At 61.8% G+C, this 19712-nt stretch carries 19 protein-coding genes; 14 read left to right on the top strand and 5 right to left on the bottom strand.

Annotated elements, in window-relative coordinates:
- Nucleotides 1–8: 8 nt before the first annotated feature.
- Complete coding sequence (locus OGM60_00865; GenBank protein UYI99373.1) at nucleotides 9–584, bottom strand: hypothetical protein; 576 nt, start codon at nucleotides 582–584, stop codon at nucleotides 9–11.
- Between the two features lie 136 nt (nucleotides 585–720).
- On the opposite strand from OGM60_00865, the gene trxA reads away from it, so the two are divergent.
- The 8 genes from trxA (at nucleotide 721) to OGM60_00825 (ending at nucleotide 7986) form a co-directional block, all read left to right on the top strand.
- Nucleotides 721–1041, top strand: a complete 321-nt coding sequence (trxA, locus tag OGM60_00860) for a thioredoxin (GenBank protein ID UYI99372.1) — start codon at nucleotides 721–723, stop codon at nucleotides 1039–1041.
- Nucleotides 1042–1261: 220 nt separating this feature from the next.
- Nucleotides 1262–1510 (top strand): hypothetical protein, encoded by a 249-nt coding sequence (locus tag OGM60_00855; protein UYI99371.1) that lies wholly within the window; start codon nucleotides 1262–1264, stop codon nucleotides 1508–1510.
- 1 nt (nucleotide 1511) lies between these two features.
- Nucleotides 1512–2006, top strand: coding sequence for a nickel-responsive transcriptional regulator NikR (gene nikR, locus OGM60_00850; GenBank protein UYI99370.1), 495 nt, complete (start codon nucleotides 1512–1514; stop codon nucleotides 2004–2006).
- A gap of 117 nt (nucleotides 2007–2123) precedes the next feature.
- Nucleotides 2124–4586 carry a carbamoyltransferase HypF gene (hypF, locus tag OGM60_00845; protein ID UYI99369.1) on the top strand — a complete coding sequence of 821 codons (2463 nt, stop codon included), beginning with the start codon at nucleotides 2124–2126 and terminating at the stop codon, nucleotides 4584–4586.
- Nucleotides 4587–4720: 134 nt separating this feature from the next.
- Nucleotides 4721–4981 carry a HypC/HybG/HupF family hydrogenase formation chaperone gene (locus tag OGM60_00840; protein ID UYI99368.1) on the top strand — a complete coding sequence of 87 codons (261 nt, stop codon included), beginning with the start codon at nucleotides 4721–4723 and terminating at the stop codon, nucleotides 4979–4981.
- Nucleotides 4981–6093: a hydrogenase formation protein HypD gene (gene hypD / locus OGM60_00835; protein UYI99367.1), complete on the top strand. Its 1113-nt coding sequence runs from the start codon at nucleotides 4981–4983 to the stop codon at nucleotides 6091–6093. Before OGM60_00840 ends, hypD begins: the two co-directional genes overlap by 1 nt.
- Before the next feature lie 84 nt (nucleotides 6094–6177).
- Entirely contained in the window at nucleotides 6178–7212 is a 1035-nt protein-coding gene (gene hypE / locus OGM60_00830; GenBank protein UYI99366.1) for a hydrogenase expression/formation protein HypE, read from the top strand.
- Nucleotides 7213–7317: 105 nt separating this feature from the next.
- Nucleotides 7318–7986, top strand: a complete 669-nt coding sequence (locus OGM60_00825) for an HAD-IA family hydrolase (protein UYI99365.1) — start codon at nucleotides 7318–7320, stop codon at nucleotides 7984–7986.
- Nucleotides 7987–8312: 326 nt separating this feature from the next.
- Here OGM60_00825 and OGM60_00820 read toward each other — a convergent pair whose 3' ends face one another.
- Both OGM60_00820 and OGM60_00815 read right to left on the bottom strand, forming a co-directional pair.
- Entirely contained in the window at nucleotides 8313–8870 is a 558-nt protein-coding gene (locus OGM60_00820; protein UYI99364.1) for a hypothetical protein, read from the bottom strand.
- A gap of 233 nt (nucleotides 8871–9103) precedes the next feature.
- Nucleotides 9104–9640, bottom strand: a complete 537-nt coding sequence (locus OGM60_00815; GenBank protein ID UYI99363.1) for a PTS glucose transporter subunit IIA — start codon at nucleotides 9638–9640, stop codon at nucleotides 9104–9106.
- A 184-nt stretch (nucleotides 9641–9824) separates the two neighbouring features.
- Here OGM60_00815 and OGM60_00810 point away from each other — a divergent pair, with 184 nt between their 5' ends.
- Complete coding sequence (locus OGM60_00810; GenBank protein ID UYI99362.1) at nucleotides 9825–10379, top strand: SIS domain-containing protein; 555 nt, start codon at nucleotides 9825–9827, stop codon at nucleotides 10377–10379.
- A gap of 320 nt (nucleotides 10380–10699) precedes the next feature.
- On the opposite strand, the gene pyrE is transcribed toward OGM60_00810, so the two are convergent.
- Nucleotides 10700–11380: an orotate phosphoribosyltransferase gene (gene pyrE / locus OGM60_00805; protein UYI99361.1), complete on the bottom strand. Its 681-nt coding sequence runs from the start codon at nucleotides 11378–11380 to the stop codon at nucleotides 10700–10702.
- A gap of 440 nt (nucleotides 11381–11820) precedes the next feature.
- On the opposite strand from pyrE, the gene mgtA reads away from it, so the two are divergent.
- A complete protein-coding gene (gene mgtA / locus OGM60_00800; protein UYI99360.1) occupies nucleotides 11821–14589 on the top strand; it encodes a magnesium-translocating P-type ATPase in 2769 nt (922 codons plus the stop codon).
- Nucleotides 14590–14758: 169 nt separating this feature from the next.
- Here the strand turns inward: mgtA and OGM60_00795 are convergent, their stop codons facing one another.
- Nucleotides 14759–15085, bottom strand: a complete 327-nt coding sequence (locus OGM60_00795; protein UYI99359.1) for a helix-turn-helix transcriptional regulator — start codon at nucleotides 15083–15085, stop codon at nucleotides 14759–14761.
- A 203-nt stretch (nucleotides 15086–15288) separates the two neighbouring features.
- Here OGM60_00795 and OGM60_00790 point away from each other — a divergent pair, with 203 nt between their 5' ends.
- The 4 genes from OGM60_00790 to OGM60_00775 all read left to right on the top strand — a co-directional run bounded on the left by OGM60_00790 (nucleotide 15289) and on the right by OGM60_00775 (nucleotide 19586).
- Nucleotides 15289–16026: a DUF4428 domain-containing protein gene (locus OGM60_00790; GenBank protein ID UYI99358.1), complete on the top strand. Its 738-nt coding sequence runs from the start codon at nucleotides 15289–15291 to the stop codon at nucleotides 16024–16026.
- Nucleotides 16027–16050: 24 nt separating this feature from the next.
- Complete coding sequence (locus OGM60_00785) at nucleotides 16051–17373, top strand: hypothetical protein (GenBank protein ID UYI99357.1); 1323 nt, start codon at nucleotides 16051–16053, stop codon at nucleotides 17371–17373.
- A gap of 48 nt (nucleotides 17374–17421) precedes the next feature.
- A complete protein-coding gene (locus tag OGM60_00780) occupies nucleotides 17422–18663 on the top strand; it encodes an SPFH domain-containing protein (protein ID UYI99356.1) in 1242 nt (413 codons plus the stop codon).
- 80 nt (nucleotides 18664–18743) lie between these two features.
- Nucleotides 18744–19586, top strand: a complete 843-nt coding sequence (locus OGM60_00775) for a hypothetical protein (protein ID UYI99355.1) — start codon at nucleotides 18744–18746, stop codon at nucleotides 19584–19586.
- The last annotated feature ends 126 nt before the right edge of the window (nucleotides 19587–19712 follow it).

The raw sequence follows: 19712 nt of genomic DNA, 5'->3' as shown, positions 1-19712 counted from the left end.
CGGGCTCGCTACAGCGGCGCGGCCGCCGGGGTCAGCTGCTTGATGTAGGCCCACATGCGCTGCTTAGCGGCCTTGTCGGTGAGTGCCGCCTCAAAGCCGTCGAGCGCGAGCACGCGGCGGCCCTGCACATGGGCGACCAGGCCGGGCTTGAGCATGGCGGTGTCAAAGTCATCAATTGCCACAAGCATATCGGCATAGGTCTCGCGCATGACATCGGCCGCACTGTTGTCCAGCAGCAGCACCGCCTCGGGGTCCAAGGTCTCCAGCGCCTCGCGGAACAGGTCGCACGTCAGGGCCTCGCCCGCCGCGACCGCTCCGTCGCCCGCGCCGGCGACGCTTGCCAGCACACAAAAATCCTCGGGGGCATATCCGATGGCACCGAGCGCCTTGCGCAACGCGGCGCCATCCGCGCCGGCGGCCAGCTCGCCGCCCGAGCACTCGGCTTCATCCAAATCGCCTTTGACCAGCACAATCGGCGAGCACGCGTTGCCCGCGATACGCACACCGCGATCTGCAAGCGACGCGAGCTCCTGCTCGGTCGCCTGAGCGATGGCTTCTTTTTTCTGGCTTTGTGACGTGGGCATGCGCTCTCCAATCGTTTGCGTGCCCACCATTATATAAAAGAGCCGCCCGCGAGTGGTTGCTTTGCGGGCCGCTGGGTATAAGCACGGTCGTACTGAGTTTTACGCGGCCGAGCCGCGTCGTATTATGGAGGTCACCATGGCTGACATTAAGCAGATTACCCCCGAGAACTTCGGCGCTGTCGTCAACGATAGCCTGCCCGTACTGGTTGATTTTTGGGCCCCGTGGTGCGGCCCCTGCCGCTCGCTCTCGCCCATCGTAGACGAGGTTGCCGACGAGCTGGCCGGCAAGTTGGCTGTGGCCAAGTGCAACGTCGACGACAACCAGGACCTGGCCATGAAGTTTGGCGTCATGAGCATCCCCACGCTGATCGTCTTTAAGAACGGCGAGGAGGTCGACCGCTCGGTTGGCGCCTTACCCAAGGCAAGACTTCAGGCACTGCTGGAGAAACATCTGTAATACGCTTGTTACTTGTCTGCCGTCCATGAGCGGTTTCGCACCGCTCACCGGAGTGCCAAACGCAAGGCATGCGACCACGGATAGTATGGTAGTTACAAACAGCCCCCAGTGAACGGGTGCGGGTCAGACGGACTCGCACCCGTTTTCTTATGCGGCGGCGCTCAAGGCGGGCGTAGTAGAATCTGAACCACCATATCGCCCCGTACAAAAGGAGATTCCTATGCATGACGTCGGAATGAACATGAGCCAGCTTGCCATGAGCGTCAAGCAGGTCGACGACACCATTGAGCTCGCTCACGAGTGGAGCCATCAGCTGCTGCATGCGACCGAGAACTTTGATATGGAGCGCATTGGCGCCAAGCTCGAGGCCGCCATGTCTGCGCTGCACGAGGCGCACGATGCGCTCGAGGGCTACGAGGAGGCCATCGAGGCAGATCACAACTCCGTCGGCTCTGTGAAACTGGTGTAACGTGGCCGAGCACGAGCACGCGCACGATCACGGTGCGGACGACGATGCGAGCTGCCGCTACAGCGGCTCCAGCTCCGAGCTGGTCCGCTTTTCGGTCACCGCGCCCGACGACCTGCTGCGCCGCTTTGACGAGCAGATCGCGCGCCGTGGTGACGTGGCTAACCGATCCGAGGCCGTACGCGATCTGATTCGCGCCTCGATCGCCAAGGAACAGATGCGCACGCCCGACGAGCAGGTCATCGGTTCGCTCACCATGATCTATGACCACCATACCGGCGATCTGACGCGCCGTCTGGACGAGGTGCAGCACGACTACACCGACGAGATCGTCTCGACCATGCACGTGCATCTGGACCACCACAACTGCCTGGAGATTCTGGCGCTCAAGGGTCGCGGCAAACGCGTCTACGAGCTAGCGGACCGGTTGCTGGGGCTGCGCGGCGTTAAGCACGGCGAGCTCACGTGCGCCGCCACCAAGCAGAGCCTGGGGCTGTAGCGGGATTTCCCACAGCGCACCTGCCATAAAGGGACAGGTTTGTTTTGGCAGGTTTAGAAGTTTTACCCACCAAAACAAACCTGTCCTTTTTTGGTCGGTTTTGATGAGGGGTGTCGCATGCGGCATGTGTATATTCATGTGACGGGCATTGTGCAGGGCGTTGGCATGCGACCGTTTGTGTATCGCGAGGCCATGGCGCATGGCATTTGCGGATGGGTGCTCAATGCGGGCGACGGCGTGCATATCGAGGCGCACGCTCCGGCCGATGCGCTCGATGCTTTTGTTGCCGCGCTTTCTGAGCATGCGCCCGCGGCGGCTCGCGTTGAGCGAGTCGATGTTGCGGATTTGGGGTCTGGCGGCTGGAGCGCTGCCGATGAGCGGGGCTTTCGCATTGTGGCATCGCAGGATCAGACCGCTCATACCACGCTCGTCTCGCCCGATATCGCTACCTGTGACGATTGCCTGCGCGAGTTGTTCGATCCCGCCGACCGACGCTATCACTACCCCTTTATCAACTGCACTAACTGCGGGCCGCGCTTTACCATCATCCGCTCGCTGCCTTACGATCGAGCGGCCACCTCGATGGATTGTTTTCCCATGTGTCCCAAGTGCGCCGCGGAGTATGCCGACCCACTCGACCGGCGTTTTCACGCGCAGCCCGATGCCTGCTTTGATTGCGGGCCGCATATTACATGGCGTGAGACGGGCGTGGGCAATGAGCCGGGCGAAGCCGCCGCGTCGCCGGCCGTCGGCACCACGCTCGAGACCAGCGACGCCATTATCGACCGCTGCGTTGAGCTGCTGGCCGACGGCGGTATCGTCGCCATCAAGGGTCTGGGCGGATTTCACTTGGCATGCGATGCCTCCAACGAGCAGGCGGCAGCCGAGCTTCGCCGCCGCAAACGCCGTAGCAATAAGCCGCTTGCCGTTATGGTGCGCGGCCTGGACGGCGCCGAGCGCCTGTGTCATATCGATAGCGTTGAGCGCGACCTGCTGGCCGGCAGCGTTCGTCCCATTGTGCTGCTGCGCCGGCGTGCTGCTGGCGAGGGAGATTCCCCCGACGCCCTTACACTCGCGCCATCCGTCGCGCACGATCTACCTGAGCTCGGCGTCATGCTCCCCTATACACCGCTTCAGCATCTGCTGCTTGCAGCTGCCGCGTCGCATGACATGCACGCGCTGGTTATGACCAGCGGAAACCTGAGCGAAGAGCCCATCGAGACCGACGATGCCCTTGCATGGGAACACCTCGTTGCCGCCGGCATTGCCGACGCGCTACTCGGCAACGACCGCGCGATCCTCTCGCGCTACGATGATTCCGTGGTGCGTGTGATCGACGGCACCGTCATGCCCGTGCGTCGCGCACGCGGATATGCGCCGCAGCCGCTGGCGCTGCCGGCACTCGACGCCGTCGCGCCTTGCGTGCTCGCCTGTGGCCCACAGCAAAAGGCCACGATTGCGCTCACGCGCGAAGGGACGAACGGCGAGGCAACCTGTTTTGTGTCGCAGCATATCGGCGATGTTGAAAACGGCGGGACCTTCGATGCCTGGAACGCCGCGCGCACGCGCTTGGAAGATCTCTTTGACTTGGCGCCCGCCGCCTTGGCCTGCGATGTACACCCCAGCTATCTATCGGGCCAGTGGGCGCGCGAGCAGGCGCGAAAATGCAATCTGCCGCTCGTCGAGGTGCAGCACCATCATGCGCATATCGCGAGCGTAATGGCCGAGGCCATCGCCGCGGGCCAGCTTACAACCGACGCGCGCGTCCTTGGCATCGCCTTTGACGGCACCGGCGCCGGTACCGATGGGACCATTTGGGGCGGCGAGTTTCTTGTTGCCAGCCTTGGCGGCTTTGAGCGCGCCGCGCATTTGCGCACCTGGGCGCTCCCCGGCGGGGCGGCCTCCGTGCGCGACGCCCGCCGCAACGCCTTTGCCCTGCTCAGTGAGCTCGGCCTGCTCGAGCACCCAGGCGCCGCTCGGCTTTTGGACAGCCTCGACGAGCAAACGCGCAGCGTGACAGCCACCATGATCGAGCGCGGCATCAACAGCCCGCATACCAGCAGCATGGGGCGTCTCTTTGATGCCGCGGCAGCAATTCTGGGCATCTGCGACAAGGCAACCTACGAGGGCGAACCCGCCATAGAATTCGAAGCCGCCGCCTGGCGCGCGCTCAGCAGTGAAAGTGCCTGCCCTACCGGCAATATGGCCAGCTTTTCCGTAACCGAATCATCCCGTCCGGACGACTGCCATGTTCTGAACTCCAGACCGCTTTTTGAGGCGCTTTTGGAGGGAATCAGGACCGGCGTGCCCGCCGGCAGGCTCGCGCTCGGGTTCCACATCGCCATCGCGCGCTCTTCGGCACGAATCGCACACGAAATCTGCGCGCGCGAAGGCATCGATACCGTCGCGCTCTCGGGCGGCGTGTTCATGAACCGGCTTTTGCTTCAGCTCCTTACCCACGAACTCAAAGACGCCGGTCTTGCCGTCTTGGTCCCCCACGCCGTGCCCGTCAACGACGGCTGCATCGCCTACGGTCAGGCCGCCATCGCTCGCGCTCGCCTCGCGCAGACAGCATCGTGATAGGCTGTTTTGCCAGCCTGCGCGCCGCCGTCTCACAGGTGTAACGCGTTTGCTCGTAACTCCCGCGAGCGCTACCATCAACTGATGGGTAATTAGGCGCCTATCCAGCGCAAAACGTATAAAAGGGGAACATTATGTGCCTTGCCGTTCCCGGTAAAGTGGTCAAACGCGACGACGACCTTAAGGCGACCGTCGACATGATGGGCATCGAGCGCCCCGTTTCGCTGCGCCTCGTGCCGACGGCACAGGTAGGCGACTATATTCTCGTGCACGCCGGCTTTGGCATTCAGATTGTCGACGAGCAGGAAGCCCAAGAGACACTCGAGCTCGTCAATACCATGACCGAACTGGTCGAAGAAGACCAGCTGGCCACCAACCCAGCGGAGGCTTACTAGTGGCGGCCGGACAGCCGGCTCGCTCCGGTATCGACTTTTCGGCATTCCGCGATCCCAAGCTGGCTCGCGAGCTCATCGATCGCATTCATGAGCTTGTCGGCAACCGCAGCATCAACCTTATGGAAGTCTGCGGCACGCATACCGTGAGCATCGGGCGCTATGGCTTTCGCTCCATTATGCCTGCCGGGCTCAAACTGCTGAGCGGTCCGGGTTGCCCCGTCTGCGTTACCGCCAACCGCGATATCGACCATGCAATCGCGCTCGCCAAGATGGACGGCGCCATCATCACCACCTTTGGCGACATGATGCGCGTGCCCGGATCGTCCACCTCGCTCGCTGCGCAAAAGGCGGCAGGACGCGACATCCGCATCGTCTACTCCCCGCTCGATGCACTCGATATCGCCGAACACAACCCCGATCGCCCGGTCATCTTTATGGGCGTCGGCTTTGAGACCACGACGCCCACCATCGCCGCCGCCATTTTGGAGGCCGATGCACGCGGACTCCAGAACTTCTCGGTCTATTGCGCCCACAAGACCACGCCGCCGGCTCTGCGCGCGATCTCCAACGACCCCGAGACGACCATCGACGGCTTTATCCTGCCGGGCCACGTCGCCACCATCACGGGCCTGGCGCCCTTTAGCTTTTTGGTCGACGAGTTCAATACCCCGGGTGTGGTCACGGGATTTGAACCGGTCGATATCCTGCAGGGCATCTGCATGCTGGTCCAGATGGTTGTCGAGAACAGGCCGGCGATCGACAACGCCTACCGCCGTGGCGTCAACGCAGACGGCAACCCCGTGGCGCGCCAGCTGGTCGAACAGGTGTTTGAGCCATGCGACACCACGTGGCGCGGGCTGGGGCCGATTGCCAACTCGGGCCTTTCCATCCGCCCCGAGTTCTCGCGCTTTGATGCCCGCACTCGCTTTGATGTGCCCGTTGAGACGACGGTCGAGCCGCGTGGGTGCCGCTGCGGCGACGTGCTGCGCGGGGCCATTACGCCGAGCGACTGCCCTCTGTTCGGCCACGCTTGTACACCCGAGCATCCCGTCGGCCCCTGCATGGTGAGTTCCGAGGGCAGCTGTGCAGCATATTTCCGCTACCGAGGCTAATGGGTTCTGCCGCTCTAACGAACGGCGGGCCGGTCGACGCTGCACCTCACCCATATAATTCCGTCCTCGATTGGAGTTTTCGATATGTCCCGTACTGCCACCGATAGCACTGTCCTGTTGGGCCACGGCTCTGGCGGCCAGATGATGAAACGCATCATCGATGAGGTCTTTTTGGATGCCTTTGGGTCGCCCGAACTGCTCGAGGGCAACGATGCCGGCGTCGCTGCGCTGCCCGCGAGCGGGCGCATCGCCATGTCGACCGATAGCTTTGTGGTCTCGCCGCAGTTCTTCCCTGGTGGCAATATCGGCCGCCTCGCCGTGTGCGGAACCGTCAACGACGTCGCGACCTCGGGTGCCCACGTGCGCTACCTGTCGTGCGGCTTTATCCTCGAAGAGGGCTATCCCATGGATAAGCTCCGCCAAATTGTGCAGACGATGGCCGAGACGGCGCGCGAGGCGGGTGTGAAGATTATCACCGGCGACACCAAGGTGGTCGAGCGCGGCGGGGCCGACGGCGTCTACATCAATACCGCCGGCGTGGGCGAGGTGCCCGCGGGCGTGACGCTCAGCGGCGCCAACTGCCAGCCTGGCGATGTCATCCTTGTGTCGGGTACACTCGGCGACCACGGCATCGCCATCATGAGCCAACGCGAGGGCTTGGCGTTTTCGAGCACCATCGAAAGCGATGCCGCGCCGCTCAACCACCTGATTGCCGATGTGCTGGCCGCAGCACCCGGCACACGCTGCTTCCGCGACCCCACGCGCGGTGGCCTGGCGTCCACACTCAACGAGTTTGCCCAGGCCAGCAATGTTGCCATGGAGGTCGACGAAGATGCCGTGCCCGTGCGCCCTGACGTACAGGCGGCATGTGAGATGCTCGGCTACGATGTGCTGCAGGTAGCAAACGAGGGCAAGATGGTTGCCGTGGTGCCGGCCGAGCAGGCAGATGCGGCACTGGCCGCCATGCGCGCCGCCCGCTACGGCGAGAATGCCGCGATTATCGGCCGCGTGCTGCCGCTTGGATCGGACGCTCGACCCGCCGTGCGCGTACGCACCGGCTGGGGCTCGACCCGCATCCTCGACATGCTCGTAGGAGAGCAGCTGCCGAGGATTTGCTAACGACAAAGGCTCAGGGCTATTAAAGATATTCAGATTCCAAACATGCCCGGCACGCATGCCCAGTATCATGGGGTGCGTTTTACAACTCAAGCGGCAGGAGCACCCATGGCAGCAGCTTTTTCCCATGTGATCTTTGACCTGGACGGCACCATCCTCAACACGCTCGAGGACCTGGCGGCCGCCGGCAACCATACCTGCGAGACGCACGGCTGGCCCACGTTTGCCGTTGACGAATACCGCTATAAGGTGGGAAACGGCATGCTCAAGCTGGTTGAGCGCTTTATGCCCGCCGAGTATGCGGGCGACGGCCGCATGTTTGAGCAGACGCTTGCCGAGTTTAGGGCTTATTACGGCGAGCACAAGGAGGACCACACCGCTCCCTATGCCGGCACGATCGAGATGCTCGACCGCCTGCGCGCCGCGGGCGTGCAGCTTGCCGTGCTCACTAACAAGGACCATGTCTTGGCCGCTCCGCTTATCGAGAAGTATTTTGGTTCCGAGCGCTTTGCGCTGGTGCAGGGCCGCGTCGATGCGTTTCCTCCCAAGCCCGAGGCGCCTGTTACGCTGCATGTGATGAAAGAGCTAGGCGCCGACCCGGCAACCACACTCTATGTGGGCGATTCCAATGTCGATGTTTTGACCGGCCACAACGCTGGCCTTAAGAGTGCGGGCGTCAGCTGGGGCTTCCGCGGCCGTGCAGAGCTGGAAGCCGCCGGCGCCGACTACGTGGTGGACACCCAGGACGAGCTCGCGGCGCTGATCCTGGGCGAGTAACCGCTCATCCCTCCCACGGGATGCTAATGTGGGACGGGGCTCTTTTAGCTGCCCCCCTGCACCAAGGGAGTGTCCCCAACTGTCGGCAGAAAAGGAACGTCCCAACTGCCACCTTCCCAATGACTACTCCAGCGATGGCAGCGTCGCAGGTAGAGGACGGACAGCGAGCGGGCACCAGAGCGAACAAATTGGCATGAAAAGAGGACGGCATAGACCTTCTGGTCATGCCGTCCTCTTTGAATGACAAGTTGTCGCTCTGGTGCCCGCGCAGCGTCGAGCAGTTACGGCGTTTGGTAAAACGCCGTAACGAACTACCGCGTAACCCCCTAGCTCATCATCGCATTCATCATCTCGGTGGTTGCGGAATCGTCGGCAGACCACTCGTTATCCTCGTTGGCGGAATATTTAAAGGTGACCTTGGTGTCCTTGGTCTTAGCGGCCTTGGTCACGTCGACCATGACCTGGCCGGCCATCTTGTACAGGTCATCCTCGGAAGGCATCGTATCGAGTGCGGCGACCTTCTCCTGATACTGGGTGGCGAAATCTTCGACGATCTTATTCATGGACTTGCAGGTGATGGTAACCTCGGCGGTCGCAGTGCCCTTGTCCTCATCGACCGTCACATCGCCGATCTTGTAATCAAAGCCCTCGAGATAGCTCTTGGCGTACTCCTTGGGATCGATGCCCAGTTGCTCAAACTCGTCGCCCGAAGCCTCTTCCAGACCGGAGAGGAAATCATCGCCGCCGTTCTTGATCTCGTCAAACTGGCTCGTAAGGTCGTTGGTGATGAGCTCCTCCACCGAAGGCCCTCCGCAGCCGGAAAGCAAAACCACGCACGCGACCAGGGCAGCCATCAGGGGCGCAAGCAGCAGCTTCTTTTTCATGACATTCCTCCAAACAAGCGGCGCCGCGTTCCCTGCGCAGCGCACGTCGTAACAGCAAGTCCATATTAGCGGCCCGGCCCAACCCCCTGCGTCGCAAAAGCGCAGGCGGCTCAATTTGACGAACGAATGGCCCGTAAAGCAAGCCCCTTGCAATAAAATGCACCTGTTTAGCCTATTAAAAAAGGGTGGCCGGACAACCCGACCACCCTTGCGCATCTTCTGGATGCCGCAGACTACTTGCGGACGACCTTAACGATGGCGTCACCGGCGGCGGCGGCAGACTCGGCCTCGACGGCGAGCTCGACGTCAGCGAACTCGGCGGTGTTGGACACGGCCACGACGACGCAGTCCTTGTAACCGGCGGCAGCGATCTTGGCGCGGTCGATCTTGAGTATGGGCTGACCAGCTTTGACAACGTCGTCGGCCTTGACGAAGCCCTCGAAGCCATCACCGTTCATGTTGACGGTATCGACGCCAACGTGCACCAGAACCTCGATGCCGCTATCGGACTGCAGGCCCACGGCGTGACCCATGGTGACGGTCACCTTGCCGTCGCAGGGAGCGTAGACCAGGTCGTCCTCGGGCCACACAGCGCAACCCTTGCCCAGAACCTCGCCACCAAAGACGGGATCGGGCACGTCGGCCATCTTGATGACCTTGCCCTTGACAGGCGAGCACAGCACGTCGGCGCCAGCAGAAGCAGAGATGGAGGCCGGAGCAGCAGCTGCCGCGGGCTCAGTCTTCTTCTTAAACATGTCAAACAGACCCATATGTTTTCTCCTCTTGATTAAGCGCAACGTTATGCGCATGCCTATGGTGATTATAGTGCCAAATGGTCAAATTGCTAAGGTGAGGGCTCGAATCGCAAGCCCTTCCCGGTAGTGCTCGTGGGATGAGTATCTCCTTTGCATCGCGGGTCGATAAGCTGAGTATCGCCTGCAGGTTATGGAGCGCATGGAAGGGCTCTACCAGACCACGCTGGCCGAAACGCAGGAGCTGCTCGACCCCACGCAGCTTGACCACGCCGCCAAGCTCATCGCGAACGCCCGACAGGTCGACATCTACACGGGCTCGCACAACCTCTATCCAGCAGGAATGTTCCGCGACCGCCTGCTCTCCGCCGGCAAAAGCGCAACGTGCCACGACGGCGCTGAGGCCCAGGTGCGTACGGCGCTCGCCTCGGGTCCCGACCATGCGGCAATCGTCATCTCCTACGGCGGCCTTGCCCCCAACCTCAAGGACATCTTGCCGATTCTCAGCAGCCGGCATGTCCCGGTCATCGTCATCGGCACGCCTTATTGCGCTCGCATTCACCCTGGCTTTGCCGCCTACCTCACGGTGAGTGACCACGAGAGTATGACGCATCGCATCACGCAGTTCGCCAGCCACATCGCCGTGCAATACGTGCTCGATTCGCTCTACAGCAGCTACTTCGCCAAAGACTACGCCCGCTGCTCCGAATTCCTGGAGCACTCGTTTCCCTACACCCGCCTCCCGGGGCTTAAGTAGCGACGAGCGTGGATTTTCGGACGCATATCTAACGAGCGTGGATAATCTCCCACTTTGAGCCCGCACACAGGCCAAAACCGGGAGATTATCCACGCTCATTTCTGACTAGTCATTTAAGAACGTCCCCAATGACCACCCATCCGAAGCGAGACAACGACGCAGGTAGAGGACGGACAGCGAGCGCCGTCCAGGACGAACAAGTTGGCATGAAAAAGGCGAGGCATAGACCTTCTGGTCATGCCTCGCCTTTTGAATGACAAATTGTCGTCCTGGGCGGCGCGCAGCGTCGGCCGGTTACGGCGTTTGGTAAAACGCCGTAACTAGCGTGCTCCGTACTGCTCGTAGTAGGCGTCGATGGCGGCCTTGAGCTCGTCATCGATGACGACCTTGCCATCGATCTCGTGGTTGTAGAGGGTCTCGACGACCTCGGCCATGGAAACGATGCTCGCGACGGGGAAACCGTACTTGGCCTCGATCTCCTTCTGCGCGGTGGTCACGCCGCCCTTGCCGACCTCCATGCGGTTGAGGGACACGATCAGGCCCTTGATTTCGACGTCGGCAGCAGCCTTAACCTTGGGATAGGTCTCGTCGATGGACTTGCCGCTGGTGGTGACATCCTCGACCATGACCACGCGATCGCCGTCCTGGGGCTCATAGCCCAGCAGGTTGCCCTTGTCGGCGCCGTGGTCCTTGGCCTCCTTGCGGTCGCAGCAGTACTTGACCTCCTTGCCGTACAGCTCGTGGTAGGCAATTGCGGTCACGACGGCCAGCGGAATGCCCTTGTAGGCCGGCCCAAACAGCACGTCAAAATCGTCGCCAAAGTTATCGTGGATGGCCTGGGCGTAATACTCGCCCAGCTTCTTGAGCTGATAGCCCGTCACGTAAGCGCCGGCATTCATAAAGAACGGAGACTGACGGCCGCTCTTGAGCGTAAAGCTGCCGAACTTAAGGACGTCGGACTCAACCATAAACTTGATGAACTCTTGCTTGTAAGCCTCCATGCGGGCTCCTCTCGTAATCGCGTACGTGCCTTCCAGTTTAGCGCAGGCGAAGCGTCGATGCGGGCGCGCTTTGGGGCCACGGCATTCTGTAAAGGCTTTGTCAGAGGGAATGGTTTTCCGAACAATGGGGTTGACATGTCAAACCCCCTCATCAAGAATACGGGCGGATTAAAAAGGGGTACGAGATACCCAAAGCGCGCTGCGCTCAGCCTTTAGGAGGTGTGCCATGGAAGGCAGTCCTAGTCGAAAAACCTGCATGTCGCCCTCGGCACGCCGCGAGGACTCCGCACACGCATAAACGCCACCGGCAGATCGTCAACCCCCCCCACAAAGGTGCCTGCCCCCTTTGTGGTGGTTCGTGAGCTTGACGTGAGCGACATCTAGGTTTTTTGCAACTCAATACGACACGTACGCTAACTCCCTTCAACAAGGAGGACCCTATGCTGATGCTCAAAACCGCCACGGTTCTCGAAGCCATCTCCAAGCGCCGCCGCACGGCGCGCCCTGCCGCTCGCACCGGCCTGTCCAAGAACACCATATTCGCCGCCACCCATAGCGCCGAGGACGCTCTCGTACTGCTTGACGCCACGGCAAACGGCCTCACCGCCGAGCAGGCAACCGAGCGCCTGGATGCCGCCGGCCCCAACACCATCGAAGCGCCGACCAAGACGCTCGCCCGCCGCATCGCCGACGCGTTCATCGATCCCTTCGCCGGCATCCTCGCCGCGCTCGCGCTGGTCTCACTCTACATCGACGTGCTCGCCGTGCCCGAGCCGCAGCGCGACCCCTCCACGGTCATCGTCATCGGCATCATGCTGCTGGTATCGGGCGGTATGAAGTTTATCCAGGAAGCCCGCAGCGGCAATGCGGCAGAGGCCCTCAAGGACCTGGTCTCCAACACTTGCACCGTCCTGCGCGACGGCGAGCGCGTCGAGATCCTCTTCGACGAGCTCGTCCCCGGCGATGTGATCCGCCTCTCTGCCGGCGATATGGTGCCGGCCGATGCCCGCGTCATCACCGCGCGCGACCTGTTTGTGATCGAGTCCGCACTCACCGGCGAGAGCGAGGCCGTCGAGAAGACCGCTGCCGTCACCGTCGTCGATGGTGCCGACGGCTCCGCGCTGCCGCTCTCTGCCTGCAAGAACATCGTCTTTACCGGCACCTCCGTGCAAAACGGCACCGCCATGGCGCTTGTCGTTGCCACCGGCTCGGACACCTACCTGGGCGGCATCGCCAAGATGCTCAACGGGCGCGGCGAGAAGAGCGCGTTTGACCACGGCGTCTCGAGCGTCTCCATGCTGCTCGTACGCCTCATGCTCGTTATGGCGCCGGCCGTCTTTGCCATCAACGCCGCCACCAAGGGCAACGTCATCGACGCGCTGCTGTTCGCCACGAGCGTGGCCGTGGGCATCACGCCGCAGATGCTTCCCGTCATCGTGACCACAAGCCTGTCGCAGGGCGCCAAGGACCTCGCCCGTCGCCAGGTTATCGTCAAGGAGCTGCCGGCGATTCAAAACCTCGGCGCGATGGACGTCCTGTGCTGCGACAAGACCGGCACCCTCACCGAAGACCGCATCGTGCTCGAGCGCTACCTCAACACCGATGGCAACGAGGACGCGCGCGTGCTGCGCCATGCGTTTTTGAACAGCTTCTTCCAGACCGGCCTCAAAAACCTTATCGACCTGGCCGTAATCGACCGTGCCGATGTGACGCCCTCGACCGTCGTGCCCGATTCCATGCTGGGCCAGAGCCTGCGCGACCGCTATACCAAGGTCGACGAGGTGCCCTTCGATTTCTCGCGCCGTCGCCTGAGCGTAGTTGTCGCCGACTCCCAAGGCAAAACCCAGATGGTTACCAAGGGAGCTGCCGAGGAAATGCTCGAGATCTGCTCCTTTGTCGAGGTCGATGGCATCGCCCGGCCGCTCGCCGAAGACAAGCTCGCCCAGATTCGCAAGCAGGTCGCCGATCTTAACGCCGAGGGCCTGCGTGTGATTGCCGTGGCACAGAAGACCGATCCGCGCTGCGTGGGCGAGTTTGGCATCGCCGACGAATGCGACATGGTGCTGATGGGCTTTTTGGCCTTCCTCGATCCGCCCAAAGCAAGTGCCGCGGGCGCCGTCGCCACCCTCGAGGCCAAGGGCGTGGCGGTCAAGGTCCTGACCGGCGACAACGACCGCGTCGCCGCCACCGTCTGCGCGCAGATCGGCATCGATGCGAGCAACGTCTTGCTCGGCTCCGAGATCGATGCGCTCGACGACGCCGAGCTTGCCGAGCGCGCCGAGAAAACCCACCTCTTCGCCAAGCTCTCGCCGTTGCAGAAGGCGCGCCTGGTGCGCGTCATGCGCGAGCTACTCGGCCACACCGTGGGCTTTATGGGCGACGGCATCAACGACGCCGCCGCCATGCGTGCGAGCGATTGCGGCATCTCAGTCGATTCGGCCGTCGACATTGCCAAGGAATCCGCCGATATCATCTTGCTTCAGAAGGACCTGGGCGTGCTCGAACGCGGAATCATCGAAGGCCGCCGCACCTACGGCAACCTGCTCAAGTACCTCAAGACCACAGTGAGCTCCAACTTTGGCAACGTGCTGTCCGTGACCGTCGCGAGCCTGTTCTTGCCGTTTTTGCCCATGAGTGCCCTACAGCTGGTGCTGCTGTCGCTGGTCTACGAGATCGTGTGCATCGCGCTGCCGTGGGACACCGTCGATGACGCCTGGACTGCCCGCCCGCGCGCCTGGGACGCCGCGTCCATCAAGGGCTTTATGCTCGAGCTGGGCCCTGTGAGCTCGCTGTTTGACATCGTGACCTTCGCCGCGCTCTTCTTTGTGGTGTGCCCCGCCACCGTGGGCGCAAGCTGGTCCGAGCTCTCCGGGACGGGCAACGTCGCGGGTATGGCGACCTTCGCTGCACTCTTCCAGAGCGGCTGGTTTGTCGAGTCCATGTGGTCGCAGACACTCGTGGTCCACATGCTGCGCTCCCCGCATCTGCCGAGCCCACGTGACCACGCCGCGCCGGCACTGTGCGCTCTCACCGTGCTAGGCCTGGCGCTTGTCACCTGGCTGCCGGCAAGCCCCATCGCCGATGCGCTCGGCCTCATGACGCTGCCCACGAGCTTTTTTGGGCTGCTCATTGGCATCGTTACCGCCTATATCGCGCTCACCCAGCTGGCAAAGCGCCGCTACATTGCCCGCCACGGCGAGCTGCTGTAGCGAGCAGACGGAAAACACCCTGCCAGATGCCGTTGCCACTACCACAGCTGCCAACGCCTCTGCCGCTGCCGCAGTCTGTCCCCTCAGCAGTTGCGGTGGAATAGTTCCTGTTTAAAGCCCCATGACTTTGATTTAGGGACTATTCCACCGCAACTTATTGGAGGATTAGCTAGTCCTTGGGCGTCCAGGACCAGAAGAAGTTGATAAGGGCCACACGTGAGGTGGTGCCGGTCTTTTTGTTGATCGAGGAAATGTGACGGTAGAGCGTTGAGCGCGAAAGGAAGAGCGTTGCGGCGATGTCCTGAACGCTCTGGTCCGAAACGACCAAGACCTCAAGAATATCGCGCTCGTGCTCTGTAAGCCCAAAGGCGGCAACGAAGGCATCGAGGCACTCATCGGGCGTGAACTCCGCTGCCTCCACGGGCGCGGAATCGGAACATGCGGGTGCAAAATCCTCACCAAAATCGTCGGTAGCAAGTGCCAGTCCATCCCACATCACGACATCATCGGCTCGTCGCCCCAACTGCCCCAGCAGCGTACGTCCCCAATGAGTGGCCGAAGAGTGTCCCCAGCGACTAGTCAAAAATGGGCCATGTGTCCCAGTTGTGGAGACTCCTTGAGCCGTCTGGGTATCGTGAAAGATCGCGCACTCCCCCATCATCAAAAGTGACACACGCTACCTGTTGATGGGAGGCAGCCATGGGCTTCTTTGACAAGATGTTCGAGAAGAAAGAGTGCGCGATTTGCGGTACCGAGCTGGGACTTTTGGGGAAGACCAAGATCAGCGAAGGCTACCTGTGCAAAGAGTGCGTCGGCAAGCTCTCCCCCTTCTTTGGCGGCTATCGTTCCAGCACCGCGGACGATATCCGCGAGCAACTCGCCTACCGCGAGGCCAATGCCGATCGCCTGGCCTCGTTCAACCCCACGCGCACGCTCTCTGCCGGGCGCACCAACATCATGCTCGATGAGGACGCGGGCCTGCTAATCATCACTTCGCAGAGCCGCTGGCGCGACGCCAATCCCGACATCATCGAGTTCTCACAGGTACTCGGCTGCGATATGGATATCGACGAGCATCGCACCGAGATCTATCGCGAGACCAAGGACGGCGAGCGTGAGAGCTACAACCCGCCGCGCTACGACCTGGATTACGATTTTAATCTGACCATCCACGTCAACACGCCGTACTTTACCGAGATCAACCTGCGCGTGAACGACTCCACCATCGATCAGCGCGGTTCCATCGAATACCGCGAGGCCAAGCGCCAGGCAACCGAAGTTCGCGACGCGCTGGTACAGCTGCGCCAGGAAACGCGCGACAGCGTCGTGGCCGCCAAGGCCCCCAAGACCGCGGTCACCTGCCCCTTCTGCGGCGCAACCACCATTCCCGATGCCAGTGGGCGCTGCGAATACTGCGGCGGCGCCATCGGCGCATAGCCTCCGGCACGGAAAGGACCGATCATGGCCTTTGAGAGCGTCAACTATCAGTGCCCCGCGTGTGGCGGTCCCCTTCACTTTGCCAGTGCCGAGCAAAAGCTCGTCTGCGACTACTGCGATTCGCGTTTTGAAGTCGAAGAAGTCGAGGCCCTCTATCGCGAGCGCCAGGACAAGGCAGATGCCAAAGCCGATGCCGCAGCCGCGGCCCCCAAGCCTGCTGTCGACGATGCCGTGCAGGAGCTGGCTCAAAACGCCGGCTACATCTGCTCATCGTGCGGTGCCGAGCTGGTCTCGGACGGCACCGTCGCCGTTACCACCTGCCCATACTGCGGCAACTCTGCCGTGGCACCCGGCCAGCTCTCGGGCGACTTCTCACCCGACCTGGTGATTCCGTTTAAGCTCGGACGCGACGATGTCATGGCCGCGCTCAAAGACCACTACAAGGGCAAGATCCTGCTGCCCAAGAGCTTTGTCACCGGCAACCACATCGACGAAGTCCAAGGTGTCTACGTGCCGTTTTGGCTCTACGGTGCCCACGTGGACGGCGAAGTGCACTTCGATGCGACCAACGAGACTGTAACCGAGGAATCCGACCGCACCGTCACGACCACCGACCACTACGACGCCTACCGTAAGGGCAATATCTCGTTTGAGCGCGTGCCCGTCGACGGATCGTCCAAGATGCCCGACGGCCATATGGACGCCATCGAGCCGTTTGACTACGACGCGCTGCGCCCGTTTTCGGTCGCGTATATGCCCGGCTACATCGCCAACCGCTATGACGAGGATTGCGAAACCTGCAAGGCGCGCGCCGAGCGTCGTATGGAAGAAAGTACAATTTCGGCCCTGCGCGAGACCGTCGTCGACGAATACGACGACGCCGCAGTCGAAAGCAAGCAGCTCGACTACACCTGGGAAGAAAACGATTATGCCCTGTTCCCCGTGTGGATGCTCTCTACCTCGTGGAACGGCAAGAGTTACCTGTTTGCTATGAACGGCCAGACCGGCCGCATGGTCGGCGAGCTCCCCTGTTCCAAGCCCAAGCTCGCCATCGCCTCGGTGCTGTTCTTTGTGATCGGGTTTGTCCTCTCCCAGATCCTCTTCATGGGTGAGAACGCCTTCAATCCAGACTACCTCACCTTCGATGTCGAGGGCATCCTCATCAACATCGTCGCACCGCTGATCATCGTAATCATCGCGGACGTGCTGCTGGTAGGCCAGCTCAAGACAGCCAACGAGGCCACCCACGCCGATTACTACTGCGGAGACCTCGACCTGACCGAGAAGCACGACACCTTCAGCCACACCGAGACCACCGTTGTCATGAAGGACAACAAGGACGATTAGCCATTCTGACCAATACCACCCGGCCTTTGACGAGAAAGGAAGATCACCATGGGACTCTTGAAAGCTGGATTGGGAGCTGCCGGCGGCGTCATGGCCGACCAGTGGAAGGAATTTATCTATTGCGAATCGATGCCCGCTGATGTCTTGGCCTGCAAGGGCAGCAAGCGCACCGGCGGCCGCAGCTCCAACACGCGCGGCGAGGACAACGTCATCTCCAACGGCTCCGTCATCGCCGTCAACGACGGCCAGGGCATGCTCGTGGTGCAAAACGGCAAGATCATCGAGGTCGCGCTGGAGCCCGGCGAGTTCGTCTTTGACACCGGCAGCGAGCCGAGCGTCTTCAGCGGCAACCTGGGCGACTCCATCAAGGAAACCTTTGCCAATATCGGCAGCCGCTTTACCTTTGGCGGCGACGCGGGCAAAGACCAGCGCGTCTACTTCATCAACACCAAGGAGATCATCGGCAACAAGTACGGCACCGCCTCTCCCGTGCCCTTCCGCGTAGTCGATAACAACATTGGCCTGGACGTCGACATCTCCGTTCGCTGCAACGGCGAGTATTCGTACCGCATCACCAACCCGCTGCTGTTCTACACCAACGTGTGCGGCAACGTGACCGATAGCTACACGCGCGATAAGATCGACAGCCAGCTTAAGTCAGAGCTGCTCACCGCCCTGCAGCCCGCCTTCGCCAAGATCTCGGAGATGGGCATTCGCTACAGCGCCATCCCCGGTCACACCACCGAGCTCGCCCGCGCGCTCAACGAGGTCCTCTCGGCCGACTGGCGCGACCTGCGCGGCGTCGAAATCGTGAGCTTTGGCGTCAACTCCATCGCCGCCTCGCAAGAAGACGAGCAGATGATCAAGGACCTGCAGAAGGCCGCGGTCATGCGCGATCCCACCATGGCAGCCGCCAACATCGCCAGCGCCCAGAGCGATGCGATGCGCGCGGCAGCCGCCAACCCCAACGGCGCGATGGCCGGCTTTATGGGCATGGGCATGGCGGGCGGCATGGGCGGCATGAACGCCAGCCAGCTGTTCGCCGCCGGCCAGGCACAGCAGCAGGCTGCCCCACAGCCAGCTCCGGCACCCGCCCCCGCACCGGCTCCTGCCGCTGCCCCCGCGGCCGGCACGTGGACCTGCAGCTGCGGTGCCACCAACACCGGCAAGTTCTGCCCCGAGTGTGGCAGTCCCGCACCCGCCCCGGCACCGACCAAGTGGTTCTGCCCCAACTGCGGCAGCGAAAACGGTGGCAAGTTCTGCAGCAACTGTGGAACGCCCAGGCCCTAACCCCTCTATCTGGTAATTGGCGGGGGGTCCGCCACCCCCGCATTTGCTTCTATGGGCTTTCACACAAGAAGGAGGACACCATGAAGACAACGTTCAAAAAGTCCGTACTCGCATTTCTGACATGCGTCCTGGCGCTCGCCTTTGCCCTGACGGGCTGCAGCGGCGGCGGCAAAGACCCCAAGGCCAACTTCGTCGGCAGCTGGCAGTACTCGGGTGGAACCTTGGATGGCGAAGAGCTCACCGATGAGTACATGGATATGCTCGAAGAGTGGGGCGTCAACTGCATCCTGATCCTCGATGAGGACGGCACGGGCACCCTCGACCTGTTCCTTGAGGTTGTCGACCTTAAGTGGGAGGCCAAGGACGCCACCACCGCAACCGTCACCGCCGAAGATGAATCGCACGATCTGAAGCTCAAGGACGACAAGCTCGTCCTGGAGGTGGACGGCGACAAGTTTATCTTCACCAAGTCCGACAAGGACCTGTCCGGTACGGTGAAGAAGGATCGCGAGGCGGCCGAGAAGGAAGATGAGATCGATGAGGCCGTCGAAGACGACGATGTCCAGAGCGTCGAAATCTCCCCCGCCGTCACCGTCGCCGATGACGATCTGTGCACCATCACCATCACCGAGAAGTTCAAGGACGACTGGGGCGACATCGGCTTTGTCGTCAACATCACCAACAAGAGCGACAAGGACCTGACCTTCTACGCTCCTTCCGGCAAGACCAACGTCAACGGCACCATGAAGGAACCCTGGTTCTCGGCTCACCTGATGCCCGGCACCAACGCCACCGAGGAATTCACGTTCTCGAACGGCGAGCTTGACAGCCTTGACGACCTGGTCAATACGACCATCGGCATCGACGCCTACCTGACCGATTCCTACGAGGACGTCGCCTCTTACAGCGCAACCATCGCGTAACGGCAGACACCGATAGCCGCGGATTGGCGGACACATCCGCGCACATGTCAGGCGGGACCGCAGGAGATAATCCTGCGGCCCCGCCGCTTTATGCCGACAGCACTGCCCATACAAGCAGGCCGCCCG

The organism is Coriobacteriaceae bacterium (assembly GCA_025757745.1).
GTDB lineage: Bacteria > Actinomycetota > Coriobacteriia > Coriobacteriales > Coriobacteriaceae > Collinsella.
This window is presented reverse-complemented; position numbering and strand designations above follow the sequence as displayed.